Origin of the sequence: Streptacidiphilus sp. PB12-B1b, from assembly GCF_014084125.1 — a bacterium.
Lineage (GTDB): Bacteria > Actinomycetota > Actinomycetes > Streptomycetales > Streptomycetaceae > Streptacidiphilus.
The window spans coordinates 1,661,026-1,679,747 of the sequence record NZ_CP048405.1 but is presented as its reverse complement, the minus strand read 5'-3'; the positions used below and the strand labels follow the sequence as shown (position 1 = coordinate 1,679,747).

14 protein-coding genes and 3 tRNA genes are annotated in these 18,722 nt (G+C 73.1%); 6 read left to right on the top strand and 11 right to left on the bottom strand.

Annotated elements, in window-relative coordinates; all coding sequences use genetic code 11:
- Positions 1–18: 18 nt before the first annotated feature.
- Both GXW83_RS07645 and GXW83_RS07640 read left to right on the top strand, forming a co-directional pair.
- A tRNA-Ile gene (locus GXW83_RS07645) sits at positions 19–92 on the top strand.
- Positions 93–243: 151 nt separating this feature from the next.
- Complete coding sequence (locus GXW83_RS07640; protein ID WP_182442152.1) at positions 244–516, top strand: DUF3253 domain-containing protein; 273 nt, start codon at positions 244–246, stop codon at positions 514–516.
- A gap of 29 nt (positions 517–545) precedes the next feature.
- Here GXW83_RS07640 and GXW83_RS07635 read toward each other — a convergent pair whose 3' ends face one another.
- The 3 genes from GXW83_RS07635 to GXW83_RS07625 all read right to left on the bottom strand — a co-directional run bounded on the left by GXW83_RS07635 (position 546) and on the right by GXW83_RS07625 (position 1,305).
- A complete protein-coding gene (locus GXW83_RS07635) occupies positions 546–1,058 on the bottom strand; it encodes a type II toxin-antitoxin system PemK/MazF family toxin (RefSeq protein WP_182442150.1) in 513 nt (170 codons plus the stop codon).
- A 73-nt stretch (positions 1,059–1,131) separates the two neighbouring features.
- Positions 1,132–1,204, bottom strand: a tRNA-Asn gene (locus GXW83_RS07630).
- A gap of 28 nt (positions 1,205–1,232) precedes the next feature.
- Positions 1,233–1,305: transfer RNA gene (locus GXW83_RS07625), tRNA-Asn, on the bottom strand.
- A 348-nt stretch (positions 1,306–1,653) separates the two neighbouring features.
- Between GXW83_RS07625 and GXW83_RS07620 the strand changes: the two genes are divergently transcribed.
- Both GXW83_RS07620 and GXW83_RS07615 read left to right on the top strand, forming a co-directional pair.
- Positions 1,654–1,953, top strand: coding sequence for a YtxH domain-containing protein (locus tag GXW83_RS07620; RefSeq protein WP_182442148.1), 300 nt, complete (start codon positions 1,654–1,656; stop codon positions 1,951–1,953).
- A gap of 51 nt (positions 1,954–2,004) precedes the next feature.
- Positions 2,005–3,438, top strand: coding sequence for an FGGY family carbohydrate kinase (locus tag GXW83_RS07615; RefSeq protein ID WP_182442146.1), 1,434 nt, complete (start codon positions 2,005–2,007; stop codon positions 3,436–3,438).
- 15 nt (positions 3,439–3,453) lie between these two features.
- Here the strand turns inward: GXW83_RS07615 and GXW83_RS07610 are convergent, their stop codons facing one another.
- The 5 genes from GXW83_RS07610 to GXW83_RS07590 form a co-directional block, all read right to left on the bottom strand.
- Positions 3,454–4,698 carry an RNA polymerase sigma factor gene (locus GXW83_RS07610; protein ID WP_225446829.1) on the bottom strand — a complete coding sequence of 415 codons (1,245 nt, stop codon included), beginning with the start codon at positions 4,696–4,698 and terminating at the stop codon, positions 3,454–3,456.
- Between the two features lie 90 nt (positions 4,699–4,788).
- The gene (dnaG, locus tag GXW83_RS07605; RefSeq protein WP_182442144.1) at positions 4,789–6,720 is read right to left on the bottom strand and encodes a DNA primase; all 1,932 of its coding nucleotides are present in this window, start codon (positions 6,718–6,720) and stop codon (positions 4,789–4,791) included.
- 50 nt (positions 6,721–6,770) lie between these two features.
- Positions 6,771–8,030 carry an NAD(P)/FAD-dependent oxidoreductase gene (locus GXW83_RS07600; RefSeq protein ID WP_182442142.1) on the bottom strand — a complete coding sequence of 420 codons (1,260 nt, stop codon included), beginning with the start codon at positions 8,028–8,030 and terminating at the stop codon, positions 6,771–6,773.
- A 142-nt stretch (positions 8,031–8,172) separates the two neighbouring features.
- A complete protein-coding gene (locus tag GXW83_RS07595; protein WP_182442140.1) occupies positions 8,173–9,429 on the bottom strand; it encodes a deoxyguanosinetriphosphate triphosphohydrolase in 1,257 nt (418 codons plus the stop codon).
- 59 nt (positions 9,430–9,488) lie between these two features.
- Positions 9,489–10,409, bottom strand: coding sequence for a serine protease (locus tag GXW83_RS07590; protein WP_182442138.1), 921 nt, complete (start codon positions 10,407–10,409; stop codon positions 9,489–9,491).
- A gap of 476 nt (positions 10,410–10,885) precedes the next feature.
- Between GXW83_RS07590 and GXW83_RS07585 the strand changes: the two genes are divergently transcribed.
- Entirely contained in the window at positions 10,886–11,983 is a 1,098-nt protein-coding gene (locus GXW83_RS07585; protein WP_182442136.1) for an esterase family protein, read from the top strand.
- A 54-nt stretch (positions 11,984–12,037) separates the two neighbouring features.
- Here GXW83_RS07585 and GXW83_RS07580 read toward each other — a convergent pair whose 3' ends face one another.
- Positions 12,038–13,018: a proteasome assembly chaperone family protein gene (locus tag GXW83_RS07580; protein ID WP_182442134.1), complete on the bottom strand. Its 981-nt coding sequence runs from the start codon at positions 13,016–13,018 to the stop codon at positions 12,038–12,040.
- 413 nt (positions 13,019–13,431) lie between these two features.
- Here GXW83_RS07580 and GXW83_RS07575 point away from each other — a divergent pair, with 413 nt between their 5' ends.
- Positions 13,432–14,115, top strand: coding sequence for a GNAT family N-acetyltransferase (locus GXW83_RS07575; protein ID WP_182442132.1), 684 nt, complete (start codon positions 13,432–13,434; stop codon positions 14,113–14,115).
- A 263-nt stretch (positions 14,116–14,378) separates the two neighbouring features.
- Here the strand turns inward: GXW83_RS07575 and ppdK are convergent, their stop codons facing one another.
- Together ppdK and dusB are read right to left on the bottom strand one after the other, a co-directional pair.
- On the bottom strand, positions 14,379–17,132 hold the full coding sequence (ppdK, locus tag GXW83_RS07570) for a pyruvate, phosphate dikinase (RefSeq protein WP_182442130.1): 2,754 nt from the start codon (positions 17,130–17,132) through the stop codon (positions 14,379–14,381).
- A gap of 392 nt (positions 17,133–17,524) precedes the next feature.
- Positions 17,525–18,688: a tRNA dihydrouridine synthase DusB gene (gene dusB / locus GXW83_RS07565; protein WP_182442127.1), complete on the bottom strand. Its 1,164-nt coding sequence runs from the start codon at positions 18,686–18,688 to the stop codon at positions 17,525–17,527.
- Positions 18,689–18,722 lie beyond the last annotated feature (34 nt).

Here is an 18,722-nt window from a genome sequence, read left to right as displayed (position 1 = left end):
CGCCCGTTCACGCGGCACGGGGCGGTAGCTCAGCCGGTTAGAGCAGGGGACTCATAATCCCTTGGTCGTGGGTTCGAGTCCCACCCGCCCCACTCGCAGGGCGTATGTGTTGACCAGCACATACGGTAGAGGAACGGCCTGTCGACACGTGTGTCGACAGGCCGTTGTTCACTCGATCGGGCGCGTACCGCCCCGCGCCCGGCAGCCGGGGCCCCTTGCTGGCGGCGGTGCCACACTTGTGGGGTGGCGAAGGATCAGCAGAGGGTCGATCAGCTTGTCGAGCAGGCCATTCTGGATCTGCTGGAGCGTCGCGGGCCGACCTCGTCGATCTGCCCCTCCGATGCCGCCCGGGCGGCGTACGCGGGCGAGGGCGACGGATGGCGGGCCCTGATGGAGCCGACGCGCCAGGCCGCATGGCGTCTGGCGGCGGCGGGCGAGGTCGAGGTCACCCAGGCCGGCCGCCCGGTCACTCCGGCCGAGGTGCACGGCCCGATCCGGATCCGCCGAGCGCGGTGACGGCGCAGCGCGGTGACGGCGCGGCGCGGTCAGGGGCGGGCCTTGCGGACGCGGGTCCAGAGCTGGGGGTCGACCGCGCCGACGCGGCGGCGGAAGTCGGCGAAGGGGACCTCGCGGGCCTCGTCCGTCTCCAGCCAGCTGGCGCGGTGCTCGCGGTCGCCGACGGTGCCGGGCGGGAGCGGGATGACGCCGGGCAGTTCGGCGTGGTGCTTGCTGGTGATCTTCAGCACCGTGGCGGTACGGGCGCCCCGGTGCAGCACCAGGCAGGGGCGGTCCTTGGAGCCGGTGCCGTCCTCGAACGGCACCTGGGCCCACCAGATCTCGCGCGGCTGCGGCAGCCGCGCGGGCGCGCCGGAGGTGCCGGGGGTGCCGTCGGACGGACGCGAGGACGGGCGGGACGGTGGGCGGCGCGTCGCCGGACGGGAGGCGCGCGGCGGGCGGGTGGGGCGGCGCGAGCGGCTCCGGCCCAGGACGGCCCCGACGGCGACCACCGCCGCCAGCACCACGGCCGCCACCACCGCGTCCAGCGTCTCCCCGGCCATCCCTGCCCCCTGTCCCCCGGTCGCCCCAGGTACGCCGAAAGCCCCGGCATGTGCCGGGGCTCTGCGGGCTGTGCTCCTCCAATTGGACTCGAACCAATAACCTGCCGATTAACAGTCGGCTGCTCTGCCAATTGAGCTATGGAGGATCGTTCCGGCCGGGGCTGGCCCCGGGCGCTCCCCCAATTGGACTCGAACCAATAACCTGCCGATTAACAGTCGGCTGCTCTGCCAATTGAGCTATGGGGGAAGGTGCCGCCTCGTCGTCCCGGCTCCGTCGAGCGCGGGGCCGGTGTCGGCTGCGGGACATACATTAGCGCACGTAGGGGGGTGCTCCGCCAATCGATTGGCCGGGCCCTGGTCGGGGCGGGGTCGGCCGGTGCGGGGTTCGTCGCAGCAGGCCGGGGGTAGGCGTGACCGGATGGCGCTCGGACGCCTCCGGTACCGGCGCGGCAGGTTCGCGTGCCGGGGGGACGGCCTTAGGCTCCGGACCAGACAGACCGGAGCCCGCGCGACCGTTGTGGGACAGATGTGGGACAGCAAACGGCGCGGGCACGGGGAGGCACGTGCACGGCCGCTGACATGAGGTGGAGGCGACATGCGCAAGCTCACTTTCCTCGCTGGAGTTGCCGTCGGCTACGTGCTGGGCACGCGCGCCGGGCGGGAGCGCTACGAGCAGCTCCGCAAGACCGCCCGCGACCTGGCGCAGACCCCGGCGGTGCAGTCGGCGACCCGCAACGCCAAGCAGGCGGCCGGGGCGGCGGCGGGCAGGGCGGCGGACGCGGTGGCGGGCAAGGTCGGCGACCGGCTGCCCAGCTCGTTCACCGACCGCGTCCCCTATCTGCGGGAGCGCACCGGAACCGCCTCGGCGGACGGCTGGGGCACCCCGGGGAAGTAATCCCGGCCGAACCGGGTGTGGGAATCCCACCCCATCAGGCATGATCTCAATATGGCGATATCGGCTGGCCTTGACTGCTCCGCCCAGAACACCAGGATCGTCGTCTGCGACAGCGACACGGGTGAGGTGCTGCGGGAGAGCCGCGCACCGCACCCGGGTGTGGCCGCCGGCAGCGCCCTCGCCGAGATCGATCCGCAGTCCTGGCTGCGCTCCCTGGGCGCGGCGGCCGACGGCGGCATGCTGGAGGGGGTCCGGGCGATCGGGGTCTCCGCCCAGCAGCAGGGAATGATCGGACTGGACGCGGGCGGGGTGCTGGTGCGCCCCGCCCTGCTGCGCGGCGACCCGCGCTCGGCCGGGGCCGCCGCGCAGCTGGTGACGGAGCTGGGCGGCCCGGCCGCCTGGGCCGAGGCCGTGGGCAGCGTCCCGAACGCGGGCTCGACGGTGGCCAAGCTGCGCTGGCTGGCGGAGCACGAGCCGCAGCACGCCAAGCGCGTCGCCGAGGTGGTGCTGCCACACGACTGGCTGGTGTGGCAGCTGCTGGGCCAGTCCGCGCGGCGGACCACCGACCGGGGCGACGCCTCCGGCACCGGCTACTGGTCGCCCATGAGCGGCCAGTACCGCTCCGACCTGCTGACGCTGGCGCTGGGCCACGCCCCGGCCGTGCCGGAGGTGCTCGGCCCGGCCGAGGCCGCCGGGCACAGCCCCGAGGGCCTGCTGATCTCCGCGGGCACCGGCAGCACCATGGCCACCGCGCTGGGCCTGGGGCTCGGCCTCGGCGACGCCGTGGTCTCGCTGGGCACCAGCGGCACCGTGTACGCCGTCCACGACGAGGCGCTGCTGGACCCGGGCGGCACCGTGGTCTCCCTCGCCGACGCCACCGGACGCCATCTGCCGCAGGTCGGCACGCTGAACGCGGCCCGGGTGCTGCGCGCCACCGCCGAGCTGCTGGGCACCGACGCCGAGGGCCTGAGCGATCTGGCGCTGCGCTCCACCCCGGGCTCGTACGGGCTGGTGCTGCTGCCGTACCTGGACGGCGAACGCACCCCCCACCTGCCACAGGCGGCCGGGACGCTGGCGGGCCTGCGGGTGGACTCGATGCGCCCCGAGCACCTGGCCCGGGCAGCGGTCGAGGGCATGCTGTGCGGCCTCGCGGACGCCCTGGACGTGCTGCGGGACCGCCAGGTGACGGTGCGCCGGATCTTCCTGACCGGCTCCGGCAGCAGGCTGGCGGCGGTGCAGAGCATCGCCCCGCTGATCTTCGGCGTCCCGGTGGTGATCCCGGAGCCCGGCGACTACGCCGCCCTGGGCGCCGCCCGGCAGGCCGCCTGGGCGCTGGCCGGCAGCGCCGAGCCGCCGGCCTGGGAGCTGCGGGACTCGGTGACCGTGGACCCGGGAGAGGACGTCGCCGTGGGCGAGGCCGTCCGGCAGCAGTACGCGGCGCTGCGCGAGCAGATGCACCCGCAGGCGGGCCGGCAGTCGGCCTAGGTCCGGTCGGCCCGGCTAGTCGAGGTAGCCGCGGAGCTGGTCGGCGAAGGCGTGGTCGCGCAGCTTGTTGAGGGTCTTGGACTCGATCTGCCGGATGCGCTCGCGGGTGACCCCGAACATCCGCCCGATCTCCTCCAGGGTGCGCGGACGGCCGTCCACCAGGCCGTAGCGCAGCTGCACCACCCGGCGCTCGCGCTCGCCCAGGGTGGACAGCACCGCCTCCAGGTGCTGCCGCAGCAGCATGAACGCGGCGGACTCCACCGGTGAGGCGGCGTCGCCGTCCTCGATCAGGTCACCGAGCGCGACATCGTCCTCCTCGCCGACCGGGGCGTGCAGCGAGACCGGCTCCTGGGCCAGCCGCAGCACCTCGCTGACCCGCTCCGGCGTCAGCTCCAGCACCGCCGCGACCTCGGCCGGGGTGGGCTCGCAGCCGCGCTCCTGGAGCAGCCCGCGCTGCACCCGGGCCACCCGGTTGATCAGCTCCACGACGTGGACCGGCACCCGGATCGTCCGGGCCTGGTCGGCCAGGGCCCGGCTCATCGCCTGCCGGATCCACCAGGTGGCGTAGGTGGAGAACTTGTAGCCCCGGGCGTAGTCGAACTTCTCGACCGCGCGGATCAGGCCCAGATTGCCCTCCTGGACCAGGTCCAGCATGGTCAGGCCGCGTCCGACGTAGCGCTTGGCGACGGAGACCACCAGCCGCAGATTGGCCTCGATCAGCCGGCGCTTGGCGATCCGGCCGAGGACGACCAGCTGGTCCAGCTCGTCGGCGAGGAGGTCGTCGGCGGGCTCCCGGCGGGTGTTCAGGTACTCCTCGGCGAACAGCCCGGCCTCGACCTGCCGGGCCAGCTCCACCTCCTCCACCGCGGTGAGCAGCGGGATCCGGCCGATCTCGCGCAGGTACTGCCGGAACAGGTCGGCGGAGGGCCCGGCGGGGTCGTCCAGCGAGGCGGCCGGCGGCGGCTCGGCGTCGTCGGCGGCGGGGTCCGCATCGGGGTCGGGGGCGGCGTCGGCGTCGGGGCCGTCGGCATCGGGGTCAAGCCCGGTGTCCGGGTCGGCCAGGGGGTCGGCGGGCGCGGCGGCCGGAACTGCGCGGTGGGCGTCGTCAGCGTCCGGAGTCGGCGCGGGGCCGCCGGGGGCGGGGTGCGGGGCGCGCGTGAGTGGAACGGGGGCGGGGACCTCGTCGCCGCCGTTCGGGGTCGTGGGCGGCGAGGCACCGTCCGGTTCGACGGTTCCTCGCTCGGGGGAGTGCGGCACCATCACCCAGTGTGCGCCTCATCTGACGCTGCGGCAGAGACGTGTGCGGGCACTTTCTCGGCGGCGGCCCCGGCCGGGCGGCGGGCGGCACGCTCAGAGCGCGGCGGCGCCCCGGTCCCGCAGCGCCTGCCGGTACTGCTGGAGCTGCCACAACTCGCCCCGGACGGCGGCGAGCTGCTCCTCCCCGGCGTTCGCCCCGAGCCGCTGCATGTGGCCGCGGCAGTCGGCGATGCGCCGGTCCACGGCCTGCAGCCGCAGCTTGACCAGGAAGTCCCCGGCGTAGACGGCGTCGGCGGCGCGGCGGGTGCGCACCGGCTCCACGGTCAGCTCGGTGATCAGGCCGCGCACCGCGTCGTCGGGGGCGGCCTCGCGCACCCGGGGCGACCAGGCGTCGGGCGCCGCGGCGCCCGCAGCCACTCCCCCGGCCCCGGCGATGGCCTCGCGCACCATGGCGTACGGCGGGGTGGGGAACTCCGCCACCGCGTAGGCGTCGAAGGTGGGCGCGACCAGGGCCGGGTACTGGAGCGCCAGCTTCAGCAGCTCGCGTTCGACGAACTGGGCCGGGTTGCGCGGGTCGAGCCGGAAGGCGGGGCGCCGGGGCGCGGCCGGGGCCGGGGCGGCGGCGGTCTGGCGGCGGTCGCCGGGGCGCTGCTGCGCGGCGCGCTCCCGCTGCTGCTCGCGTTCGCGCTGCCAGCGGGCGAGCTGCGACACCCGGCGGACGACGAACTGTTCGTCGCCGGGGAGGATGCCCAGCATGCCGGCCAGCTGCACGGCGTAGTCGTGCTGGATCGAGCCGTCCTTGATCGAGGCGACGATCGGGGCGGCCTGCTCCAGCGCGGCCGAACGGCCCTCGGCGGTCTCCAGGTTGTGCTGGGCGACGGCGGCGCGGATGGCGAACGCGAACAGCGGGACGGGGTGCTCGATCAGGTTGCGCACGGCCTCGTCGCCCTGGGCGAGCCGCAGTTCGCAGGGGTCCATGCCGCCGGGGCTGACCGCGATGGAGGTCTTGGCGGCGAACTTCTGGTCGTCCTCGAACGCCCGCAGCGCCGCCTTCTGCCCGGCGGCGTCGCCGTCGAAGGTGAAGACGACCTCGCCGCGGTACTGGGAGGTGTCCATCAGCAGTCGGCGCAGGATCTTGATGTGGTCCTCGGCGAAGGCGGTGCCGCAGGTCGCCACGGCGGTGGTGATCCCGGCCAGGTGGCAGGCCATGACGTCGGTGTAGCCCTCGACCACCACGGCCCGGCCGGTCTTGGCGATCTCCTTGCGGGCCAGGTCGATGCCGTAGAGCACGTGGGACTTCTTGTAGAGCGGGGTCTCCGGGGTGTTCAGGTACTTGGGGCCGTTGTCGTCCTCGCGGAGCTTGCGCGCGCCGAAGCCGATGACCTCGCCGGTGGTGTCCCGGATCGGCCAGATCAGCCGGCCCCGGAAGCGGTCCATCGGGCCGCGCCGGCCCTCCGAGCAGATGCCGGAGAGCATCAGCTCGCGGTCGGTGAAGCCGCGGCCGCGCAGGAAGCGGGTGAGGTTCTCGAAGCCGCCGGGGGCATAGCCGATGCCGAAGTGGGTGGCGGCCTCGGACTCGAAGCCGCGCTCCTTGAGGAAGCGGCGGCCGATCTCGGCCTCGGGGCTGCCCAGCTGCTCGGCGAACCAGGCCGCGGAGACCTTGTTGATCTCCAGCAGCCTGGTCCGTTCGCCCTGCTGGCGGCCGGGCATGTAGCTGCCGCCCTCGTAGCGCAGGGTGATGCCGAGCTGGGCGGCGAGCCGCTCGACCGCCTCGACGAAGGTCAGGTGCTCGATCTTCATCACGAAACCGAGGGTGTCGCCGCTCTCCTGGCAGCCGAAGCAGCTGAAGACGCCCTTGCTGGGGCTGACGTAGAAGGAGGCCGACTTCTCGTCGTGGAACGGGCACAGGCCCTTCAGCTGCCCGCCGCCGCCGTTGGTGAGCTGGACGTACTCCCCCACCACCGCGTCGATCCGCGCAGCGGTCCGCACCGCCTCGATGTCCTCGTCCCTGATCCGCCCTGCCACGTCGTGCAGTGTATGCCCGGGGACGGAGGGGCCGGTGGGTTCCGGGGCGGCTACAGGTCGCCGAGCGGCACGGAGGGGTCGGCGAGGCGGTCGGGGTCGACCGGGCGGGCGGAGCGGATGAGCTGCTGGATGGGGTCGGTGACGTCCCAGACGTTGACGTTCATTCCGGCCAGGACCCGGTTGTCCGGCCCCTGCCAGAAGGCGATGAACTCGCGCTTGCCGGCGTCGCCGCGCACCACGACGTGGTCGTAGGAGCCGGGGGCGGCGTAGCCGGAGTACTCCATGCCGAGGTCGTACTGGTCGGAGAAGAAGTACGGCACGCGGTCGTAGACGACGTCCTGGCCGAGCATGGCGCGGGCGGCGGCCGGGCCGCCGTTGAGGGCGTTGGCCCAGTGCTCGACCCGCAGTCTGCGGCCGAACAGCGGGTGCGCGGCGGAGGCGACGTCCCCGGCGGCGAAGACGGCCGGGTCGGAGCTGCGCAGCGAGGAGTCCACGGCGATGCCGCCGCCGTCCTCGCGCGGGGCGATCTCCAGCCCGGCGGCGGCGGCCAGCTCGGTATTGGGTGCGGCGCCGACGCCGACCAGGACGGCGTGGGCCGGGTGCTCGTCGCCGTCGTCGGTGTGGGCGGCCAGGACCATGCCGTCCTCGCCCTCGATGGCGGTGACGGAGGCGCCGAAGTGGAAGCGGACCCCGTGGTCCTGGTGCAGCCGGGCGAAGAACTCGCCGACCTCGGGGCCGAGCGCGCCGTACAGCGGGGTGGGCTGCGGCTCGACGACGGTGACCTCGGCGCCGTAGGTGCGGGCGGCGGCGGCCGCCTCCAGGCCGATCCAGCCCGCGCCGACCACCAGCAGCCGGCCGTTCTCCCGGCCGAGGGTCCGCAGGGTCGCCCGCAGCCGCTCGGAGTCGGCGAGCCGGCGCAGGTAGTGGACGCCGCCGAGCCCGATGCCGGGGACGTCCAGCGGGCGCGGGGCCGAGCCGGTGGCCAGCAGCAGCCGGTCGTAGTGGAGGACGGTGCCGTCGGCCAGCTCGACCACGCGGTCGGTGCGGTCCAGCCGGGTGACCGGCGAGCCGAGCCGCAGCTCCACCTCGTGCGCGGCGTACCAGGGCGAGTCGTGGACGAAGAGTTCGGAGCGCTCGCTGGTGCCGGCCAGGAAGCCCTTGGACAGGCCGGGCCGCTCGTACGGGTGCTCGCGTTCGTCGCCGACCAGGATCACCCGGCCGGTGAAGCCCTCGGCGCGGAGGGTCTCCGCCGCCTTGGCCCCGGCGAGCCCGGCTCCGACGATGACATGGGTCTCGTGTGCGTCCACCACGTGCGCTCTCCTGACGGCTCTGCGGATGCTGTTGTCTGCTCTGCTGTGCCCTGGTCGGCTGTGCGCTGCCCGGTACGGCGGGCAGCTCGGCGTCTCGCACCGGCGGGTGGGCGTGAAGGGCGTCTGCCCGGGCGCGGCGGGTTCACCGGGCCAGCACCCGGTGCCGGGCCGCGGCCGAGGCGTCGGTGAGGGTGGCGATCTGGTCGACGATGGCGCGCAGCCGCCCGGCGTCGTCGGGGGCCTCCTCGTACAGGGCGCGGAAGACCGGGTCCAGGCCGTCGGGGGCCTTGCGGACCAGGGCCTCGGCCAGCTCGCCGATGACCGTGCGCTGCCAGGTGCGGAGCTTCTCCTGGTCGGCGCGCTGCATGACGTAGCGGGCGGCGACGGCCTTGAGCACCGCGCACTCCAGCCGCACCTGGTGCGGGACGATCAGGTCGGCGTGGTAGCGGGTGAGCCTGCCCGGACCGTACGCGGACCGGGTGGCCTGTTCGGCGGCGGTGCAGAAGCGGCCGATGAGCTGGCTGGTGGCGTCCTTGATCCCGGCGCGGTCGCGGGCGGAACCGTCGTAGCTGTGCGGCCACCACTCCTCGGCCAGCAGCCGGTCCAGCGCCTCGGCGAACTCCTCGGGCTCGGCGGTGGGGGCGTAGCCGGCGGCGACCTGGAACAGGTCGGCGCGCTCGGGCCGGGAGCGCAGCACGGCCGGGTCGACATGGCCCGCCTGCAGGCCGTCCTCGACGTCGTGGACGGAGTAGGCCACGTCGTCGGACCAGTCCATGACCTGGGCCTCGAAGCAGCGGTGGTGGTCGGGGGCGCCCTGCCGCAGCCACCGGAAGACCGGCAGGTCGTCCCGGTAGACGCCGAACTTGTGCGGGAGCTCGGGGTGACTGCCCCTGGTCCAGGGGTACTTGGTGGCGGCGTCGAGCGCGGCCCGGGTGAGGTTGAGGCCGACGCTGCGGGCGTGGCCGTCGCCGCCGGCGGTGAAGCGCTTGGGTTCGAGCCGGGTGAGGATGCGCAGGCTCTGGGCGTTGCCCTCGAAGCCGCCGCAGGCGGCGGCGGCCTGGTCCAGGGCCTCCTCGCCGGTGTGGCCGAAGGGCGGGTGGCCGATGTCGTGGGACAGGCAGGCGGTCTCGACCAGGTCGGGATCGCAGCCGAGGGCCGCGCCCAACTCCCGGCCGACCTGGGCGCATTCCAGCGAGTGGGTAAGCCTGGTCCGTGGGAAGTCGGCCGCCAGCGGTGCGACGACCTGGGTGGTGCCGGCGAGCCGGCGCAGCGCGGCGGAGTGCAGCACCCGGGCGCGGTCCCGCTGGAAAGCGGTCCGGCCGGGGCGCTTGTCCGGTTCCGCCACCCAGCGATCCTGCGCGGCGGCGCTGTACTGCGTGCTCTCCGTGGTGTCGTCCATATTCCCCCAGGGTAGGCGGCGGGTACGACAGGCCGGTCCAGACACGCTCCGGTGCGGCGTCAGCCGCCCGCGGGGACGGCGACGGCCTGCTGGTAGAGGTTCCTGACGGTGTCTCCGAAGACGGCGGCGTAGGAGACCTCGGGGGTCAGCCCGCCCTCCTCGTAGCCCCCTATGACGCCGACCAGGCTGCCGCGCCCGGTGTGCGGGTCGAGCCCGAGCAGCAGCGGGCCGCCGCTGCTGCCGTCGGCGAATCCGGCGCAGTCGAACTCGGACTGGGTGGGCTGGAACGGCTTGAGGGTGTTCAGGCAGGCGATGGGCTGGTCGCTGGTGGCGGGGTAGCCGATGCCGCTGACGACGGCCGGCAGCCGGGTGCCGAAGGCGATGTTCTCGTAGCCGACCAGGCTGGACAGCCGGGCGCGGGGGTTGCCGGGCTGCTGGACGACGGCGAAGGCGATGTCGTCGTCGGGGTCGGCGTCGGCGGTCCAGTGCGGGTCGATCAGCACCTTGACCGGCGTCCACTCGCCGTAGGGCTCCTTGCCGTCGTGGTAGCCGGGGACGAAGACGAAGGAGGCGGGGGTGTTGCTGCCGTTGGAGGGGTCCTCCAGGCAGTGCGCGGCGGTGGCGATGACGTTGCCGCCGGGGCTGTCCACCACGCTGGCGGTGCAGAAATGGTCGCCGGGGCGGCCGCCCTGTCCGGCCAGGAAGACCGCGCCGACCATGGGCATGCCGACGAAGGGCGAGCTGTCGGTGCCGGGCGAGGCGTCCGGTCCCGCCAGCACCGGAGGGACCTGGGCGGGGGCGGCCTGCAGCGCGGGGGCGAGGGCGGGCACCGGATCGGCGCGGCGGTTGGCCGACAGCGGGGTGGAGGAGACCCGCGCGGGGTGGCCGCCGGTGGAGCGGTCCAGCACCAGGGCGAAGCAGATCCCGAAGGCGAGCACACCGAGGGTGCGGGCGAGCATCCGCAGTCGGGCTTGTGTCACGTCCCCATGCCTCTCCCGGCGCCACTGCCTGTGGACAGTGATCCCCAACCAGTTACATCGTCGGATGATATGCGCGGTGAGCTTGTGCGTATACCGCCCTGCACTCCCGCCGTACTGCTCGCCGGGTGGGGCCTGGTGATGCTCCGGGCTATCGGCAAGGGCGACCATTTCCGCAATTGTGCCGCATAAACCTGCACGGATACGGGCAAATTCAAACGAGTCCGCGTCATTGCCGTCACGCACCTCACACCTTCACGCTCATGGCTCACACCGAGCGCCCCGGTGCGCGTGGCGCCGGTCATGGCGGGGCAAGAGAAGGATCACACCGGCTCCGGGCCGGGCAGAACGGGCACAGTCCTCAGTTAGGGTGATTAGCGGACATACGCTCCCGCGGCACCGGAAGGAGCGGCAGAGCACCGCAGACGCCGGGGCCCGCCAGGGCCGCACGCGCCGAGGAGAGCAGGAGAGACCGACCCGTGAGCCTGACCGGGAGCGCCTTCTTCTACGTGCTGATCGCCGCGACCGTGCTGGCGGTGGCGGCCACGCTGCTGCTGTGGGGCCGGGTGCCGGGCCCGCCCAGCGTCCGCTGGCTGCCCCGGGTGGTCATGATCGCGCTCTGCCAGGCCACCGCCATCGCCGTGGTCGCGGTGTGGATCAACAACAGCTACGGGCTGTACTCCTCCTGGAACGACCTGCTGGGCGACGACAACGGCAGCGTCACCGCCGCCATGCCCGGCCCGCCCGCCGACCGGGCGATGTTCACCAAGGCCAGCGACGGCATCCTGGAGACCTACTTCCGCGGCAAGGACTCCAAGCTCTCGGGCGAGGTCCTGGTGTGGACCCCGCCGCAGTACGACGAGCCGCAGTACCGGAACTACCGGTTCCCGGTGATGGTGCTGCTGCACGGCGTCCCCGGCTCGCCCAGCTCCTGGGTGGAGGGCGGCAGCCTGCCCGGCTCCATCGCCTCGCTGATGGCCTCGGGCGCGGTCAAGCCCGCCATCGTGGTGATCCCGGTGATCGACCCGGGCGGGGTGGACACCGACTGCAGCGACACCGCCGACCACAAGAACGCCACCTGGCTGGCCAAGGACGTCCCCGACCTGGTGGACGCGCAGTTCCGGACCCTGACCGAGGCCAAGGCCTGGGGCATCATCGGCTTCTCCACCGGCGGGCTGTGCTCGGTGAAACTGGCCATGCAGTACCCGCAGACCTTCGCCTCGGCGGTGGCGATGGACCCGGACCCGTTCGCCGGCGATCCGGGCGTGCTCTCCGACCCGCGGCTGCGCCAGGCCAACAGCCCGCTCTGGCTGGCGCAGAAGCGGCCCGCGGTGTCGCTGTTCGTGGCGACCAGCGCCCAGGACAGGTTCAGCCCGGTCTCCAACATCACCGCGCTGCAGCAGGCCGTGCAGTACCCGACGACGCTGGCGGCACCGCTGGTGCTGGCCCAGGGCGGGCACAACTGGGGCACCTGGCAGCGGATGTTCCCGACCGTCTTCCCCTGGCTCAGCGACCACCTGGACGACGCCCGGGCGGTGGCCGGGAAGCCCGGCAGCACCACCAAGATCGGCCGCTGAGACCGCTGAGGCGGCGCAGCCGGGACCGCCGGGGCCGCCCACGCCGCCGGGGGCTCAGTCGTTGGTGCCGTCGCCCTGCTCGGCCAGGAACGCCTCGAAGGCCCGCCCCAGCTCGTCGGCCGAGGGCAGGTCGGCGGGCTCCGCCATCAGGTTCTCCCGGTCCACCGCGCCGGCCACCGCGTCGTACTGCTGCTCCAGGCCGGCCACGGCGCTGCGCAGTTCCCCGTCGCCCTCGGCGATCTGCAGGTCGACGTCGGCCCGCACCTCGTCCTGCCGGGCCCGTACCGGCGCGCCGGGCAGCACCAGGCCGGTGGCCGCCTGGACGGCCTCCAGCACCGCCACGGCGGCCTGCGGGTAGGGCGTGCGGGCGAGGTAGTGCGGCACGTGCACGGCGAAGCCCAGGACGTCGTGCCCGGCCTCGGCCAGCCGGAACTCCAGCATGGCGGCGACGCTCGCGGGCACCTGCACCTTCTCGAACCAGCGCGGGTACAGCGCGATCAGGTCCTCCCGGCTGCCGTGCGGGGTCAGCCCCACCGGCCGGGTGTGCGGGACGCCCATGGGGATGCCGTGGAAGTTCACCGTCAGCCGCACCCCGAGCCGCTCCACGACCTGGCGCACGGCGGCGGCGAAGCGCTCCCACTCGACGTCCGGCTCCGGGCCGCTGAGCAGCAGGAACGGCGCGCCGACGGCGTCGTGCAGCAGGTAGAGGTCGATCGCCGGGGCGTCGTAGGAGGTCCACTTGTCCCGGTCGAAGACCATCGCCGGGCGGCGGGCCCGGTAGTCCACCAGCCGGTCGGCGTCGAAGCGGGCCAGCAGCACCCGGCGGCTGTCCTCCAGCAGGTGCGCGACGACCTGGCCGCCGGCCTCGCCGGCGTCCATGAAGCCCTCGAAGAAGTGCAGCAGCACGGGCCCGTCGGTGCCGCCGGCCGCGCTACCGCCCGGGTTTCCACCGGCGTCCGCGCCCGGGCCGAAGGCGGCCTCGACGGCGGACAGAGCCTGCGGCTCGTATGCGTACAGCGCTTGCGGATCAAGCACGGTCTACCCAATCTTCCGAGGTCCGCACCCGACCGTCGGCGGACTCCACTCCCCAGCACCAGCGTCCCCGACCAGCGGTTCATTCCCGTTGCCCCGGGTCCTGCCGGCAGTGCCGAAACTCGCGGGCGCGGCGCGGGATGACTTGGCCCCGCGCTGCGGGTATGGTCCTCTCGCTGCCCGCATCGCTGCCGTCAGCAGACCATGGCACAGTTCTACTCTCGCACGTACCCTCGCATCGCACCTTGCCTTCACCTGGCCGCCCGCTGTCCTTCGCGCTCTCGTTCCTTCCTCGGCCATCTTCCGGACACAAACTGTCCCCCGCTCCCTGCGCCGCCTCGGCTGACGCGCTCCGTCGCCGTACCCGGAACCTGCAGGGCGCACCCTCCTGTCCCGACCGCTGAAGGATCAGGCCCGTGCCCGAATCCGTCTTCCTCCACGGCCGCACCGTGCGGCTGGAGCCCCTCGCGGAGCGCCACATCGAGGCGCTGGCCGCAGCGTCCGCCGAGGACCGCAGCAGTTACGCGTTCACCCCGGTCCCCTCCGGCCCCGAAGCCACCGCGCGCTACGTCGCCGAGGCCCTGGCCGCGCAGGAGGCGGGCCGGGCCCTTCCGTTCGCCACCGTCAGAGCCGCCGACGGGCTGGTCGTCGGCTCAACCCGGTTCTGCGAGCTGGACTACTGGCAGGGGCCGGTGATCTGGCCGCCCGCCCCGCGCGGCCCGGTCGGCGATCCGCTGTCGGCCATCCCGGACGCCGTCGAGATCGGCGCCACCTGGCTCTCCTCCCGCGCGCAGGGCACCGGGATCAACAACGAGGCCAAGCTGCTCATGCTCCGCCACGCCTTCGAGAGCTGGGGAGTACGGCGGGTGTCGATGCGCGCGGACGCCCGCAACTCCCGCTCCCGGGCGGCGATCGAGCGCCTCGGCGCGGCCCTGGACGGCGTCCACCGGGCGCACACCCGGGGGCTGGACGGCCTCGTCCGGGGCACGGCCTTCTACTCGATCCTGGACGAGGAGTGGCCGGCCGTCCGCTCGAACCTGGAGCAGCGGGTGCACGCACCGGCGCGGGTCGCCGAGGTGCGCCCGCTGATCTCGGCCTAGCGCCGGGGCCGGGCCCCGGGGGAAACACCGGGGAAAGCCCTGCGGACATGGGGCCGGGGCGGTGGATCGGACGCCATTGTCCGTTCCACCGCCCCGGTTCGGTACACGGCGGTTGCTCTGCGCCGAGCGCCGCCGCGACTTGGTGCGGGCAGCCCTCCCTCCGACCCGCCCGCTTGCGGGGGCGGGGGTGCGGGGAGGGAGGTGGTCCCGCGCTGACACCGGGTGAGGGTCGCCCGTGAGGGAGGGGCCCCGGTGAGGGTGTGTCAGCGCGAGTCGCTGCCCGCCGTCTCGATGGCGGCACGGCCTGCTTCCAGGCGTGCCACCGGGATCCGGAAGGGCGAGCAGGACACGTAGTCCAGCCCGGCCTCGTGGAAGAAGTGGACCGAGTCGGGGTCGCCGCCGTGCTCGCCGCAGACGCCCAGCTTGAGGTCGGGGCGGGTGGCCCGGCCCTCGCGCACGGCGTGCTTGATCAGGGCGCCGACGCCGTCGCGGTCGATGGTCTCGAAGGGCGATACCCCGAAGATGCCCTTCTCCAGGTAGGCGGTGAAGAAGCTGGCCTCGACGTCGTCGCGGGAGAAGCCCCAGACCGTCTGGGTCAGGTCGTTGGTGCCGAAGGAGAAGAACTCCGCGGCCTCGGCGATCTGCCCGGCGGTGACGGCGGCGCGCGGCAGCTCGATCATCGTGCCCAGCTTGATGTTCAGCGCCACCCCGGTCGCCGCGGCGACCTCGGCCAGCACCTGCTCGCACTCGTCGCGCACTATCTCCAGCTCCTGGACCGTGCCGACCAGCGGGATCATCACCTCGGGGCGCGGGTCGCCGCCGCCCTGGCGGCGCTCGGCCGCGGCCTCGGCGATGGCCCGCACCTGCATGGCGAACAGGCCGGGGATGACCAGGCCGAGGCGTACCCCGCGCAGGCCCAGCATCGGGTTCTGCTCGTGCAGCTTGTGCACGGCCTGGAGCAGCCGCAGGTCGTTCTCGTTGGGGTCCTTGCGGGCCTCGGCGAGGGCGACGCGCACCGACAGCTCGGTGATGTCGGGCAGGAACTCGTGCAGCGGCGGGTCCAGCAGCCGCACGGTGACCGGGAGCCCGTCCATGGCCTGGAACAGCTCGACGAAGTCGCCCTTCTGCAGCGGCATGAGCACCGACAGGGCCGCCTCACGGTCCTTGTCGTTGTCGGCCAGGATCAGGTGCTCGACCTCGCGGCGGCGCTCCTCGCCGAGGAACATGTGCTCGGTGCGGCACAGCCCGATGCCCTGGCCGCCGTAGCGGCGGGCGCGGTTGGCGTCGTCGGCGTTGTCGGCGTTGGCGCGGACGACCAGCCGGCGGCGTACGTCGGCGTGGGCCATCAGCCGGTGCACGGCCTGGACCAGGCCGCCGTCCTCGTCGGCCCCGGCGTGCAGGGTGCCCTCGAAGTACTCGACGACCGGGGAGGGCACGACCGGGACCTCGCCCAGGTAGACCCTGCCGGTGGAGCCGTCGATCGAGATCAGGTCGCCCTCCTCGACGACCCGGCCGTCGGCGGTGGTGAAGCGCCGCTTCTTGGTGTCGACCTCCAACTCCTCGGCGCCGCAGACACAGGTCTTGCCCATGCCGCGGGCGACCACGGCCGCGTGCGAGGTCTTGCCGCCGCGCGAGGTGAGGATGCCCTCGGCGGCGATCATGCCGTCCAGGTCGTCCGGGTTGGTCTCGCGGCGGACCAGGATGACCTGCTCGCCGGAGCGGGACCACTTGACCGCGGTGTACGAGTCGAAGACGGCCTTGCCGACGGCCGCGCCGGGCGAGGCGGCGATGCCCCAGGCCACCCGCTCGGCCTTGGTGGACTCGTCGAAGCGGGGGAACATCAGCTGCGCCAGCTGCGAGCCGGTGACCCGGTGCAGGGCCTCGTCCAGGTCGATGACGCCCTGGTCGACCAGCTGGACGGCGATCCGGAAGGCGGCGGCGGCGGTGCGCTTGCCGATCCGGGTCTGCAGCATCCACAGCTTGCCGCGCTCGATGGTGAACTCGATGTCGCAGAGGTCCCGGTAGTGGCCCTCCAGCGTCGCCATGATCGACATCAGCTGGTCGTAGGAGGCCTTGTCCAGGCCCTCCAGGTCGGCCAGCTGGACGGTGTTGCGGATGCCGGCGACGACGTCCTCGCCCTGGGCGTTCTGCAGGTAGTCGCCGTAGACGCCCTGGTGGCCGCTGGCCGGGTCGCGGGTGAACGCGACGCCGGTGCCGGAGTCGGCGCCGAGGTTCCCGAAGACCATCGAGCAGATGTTGACGGCGGTGGCCAGGTCGCCGGGGATGCGCTCCTGGCGGCGGTAGAGCTTGGCCCGGTCGCTGTTCCAGCTGTCGAAGACGGCGTGGACGGCGAGGTCCATCTGCTCGCGCGGGTCCTGCGGGAACTCCCGACCGGTGTGGCTGCGGACGATGCCCTTGAAGGTGTCGACGACGGCCTTGAGGTCGGCCGCGTCCAGGTCCAGGTCGTCGCTGGTGCCCTTGGCGGTCTTGGCCGCCTCCAGCGCGTCCTCGAACAGCTCGCCCTCGACGCCCAGCACGGTCTTGCCGAACATCTGGATCAGCCGGCGGTAGGAGTCCCAGGCGAAGCGGTCGTTGCCGGCCTGCGCGGCCAGGCCGCTCACCGAGGCGTCCGAGAGGCCGATGTTGAGGACGGTGTCCATCATGCCCGGCATGGAGAACTTGGCTCCGGAGCGGACCGAGACCAGCAGCGGGTCGGCGGAGTCGCCGAGCTTCTTGCCCATCTGCTGCTCCAGCGCGGCGAGGTGCGCACTCACCTCGTCGCGGAGCTGCGCGGGCTCGTCGCCCGTCTCCAGGTAGACCTTGCACGCCTCGGTGGTGATGGTGAATCCCGGAGGGACGGGAAGCCCGAGGTTGGTCATCTCAGCGAGGTTCGCGCCCTTGCCGCCGAGCAGATCCTTCAGGTCCTTGTTGCCCTCGGTGAAGTCGTAGACGAATTTCTGCTCTGCCGACACGGTATTGGTCTCCTGCCGCACGGTTGCCCTGACGCCGGAGAACATACCCAGATCGAAGGCCGTTCAGCTCACCCAATCGGCTGTCGATGGCTTGTACCCATGGGTAACCCGATAGATCGAAAGCCTCGGATCGGCGTTCGCCTGTGAAATCAAAATCGTCGGGGTGACGCTAGCCCGTGTTCACTAGGTGAACGCACGGAAACCACAAGATCATAGGATCATGACGTTCCGCATCCGCAGCGTGGCGAACGGGTTGCCTTGCCTCCATGACCTGCACGGACAAGGCCCCGGATGACGCGTGCACGTTAGGAAGCTGATCCACCCTCCCGGCCACCCGCGGTTTTACGTCCGACTGACGCAAAGTGAGCGGCAATGTGGCCAGAGTCACGTGCCCCGGCAGGGCCCGTCTCGCCCGGTCGGCGTAGGAATCCTCAGCCTCAGCCGCCGGAGGTGTCCATCTCGGCGTCGGCGCCGGGCACGGCGCAGTCGTACGGGTCGTCCAGCCAGCCCTCGGGGAGCACCACCCGGTGGGCGCCGGAGGTGCGGCCGCGCGGGCCGTCCGCGCCCAGCGGCCACTGCTGCTCCTGGTCCACGGCGGCCAGCAGCTCGGCCAGCTCCGCCAGCGAGGAGGCCAGGCCCAGGCCGCGGCGCAGGTCGGAGCCGACCGAGAAGCCCTTGGTGTACCAAGCGACGTGCTTGCGGAAGTCCACGACGCCGTGCTTCTCGTCGCCGATCCACTCCCCCAGCAGCTGCGCGTGCCGCAGCATCACCTCGGCGACGTAGCCGAAGGAGGGCCGTGCGTACTGCGCGTCGCCCTCGAAGACCGAGACCAGCTCCTTGAACAGCCACGGCCGCCCCAGGCAGCCGCGGCCGACCACCACCCCGTCGCAGCCGGTCTCCCGGACCATCCGCACCGCGTCGCCGGCCGACCAGATGTCGCCGTTGCCCAGCACCGGCACGTGCGCCGGCACCGCCTCGCGCAGCCGGGCGATGGCGGACCAGTCGGCGACGCCGCTGTAGTGCTGGATGGCGGTGCGGCCGTGCAGCGCGATGGCGGCGACGCCCTCCTCCGCGCCGATCCGGCCGGCGTCCAGGTAGGTCAGGTGGTCGTCGTCGATGCCCTTGCGCATCTTCATGGTCACCGGCAGCCCGCCCGCCCCGGCGACCGCCTCACGCAGGATCTGCCGCAGCAGGTTCCGCTTGTACGGCAGCGCGGAGCCGCCGCCGCGCCGGGTGACCTTGGGCACCGGGCAGCCGAAGTTCAGGTCGATGTGGTCGGCCAGGCCCTCGTCGGCGATCATGCGCGCGGCCCGGCCCACGATGGCCGGGTCCACGCCGAACAGCTGGATGGAGCGCGGCTGCTCGGTGGGGTCGAACCGGATCAGCCGCATGGTCTTGCTGTCCCGCTCCACCAGCGCCCGGGTGGTGATCATCTCGGAGACGAACAGCCCCTTGCCGCCGCTCTGCTCCCGGCACAGGGTGCGGAACGGGGCATTGGTGATCCCCGCCATCGGCGCCAGCACGACCGGCGGCCAGACCTCGATGCTCTCGCCCAGGCGCAGCGGGGCGATCGTGGCGGGGGCTTCGGCGGTCGTGGTCATGGAGCGGCTCTTCCCGGTCGTTCGCGGTGCGGTC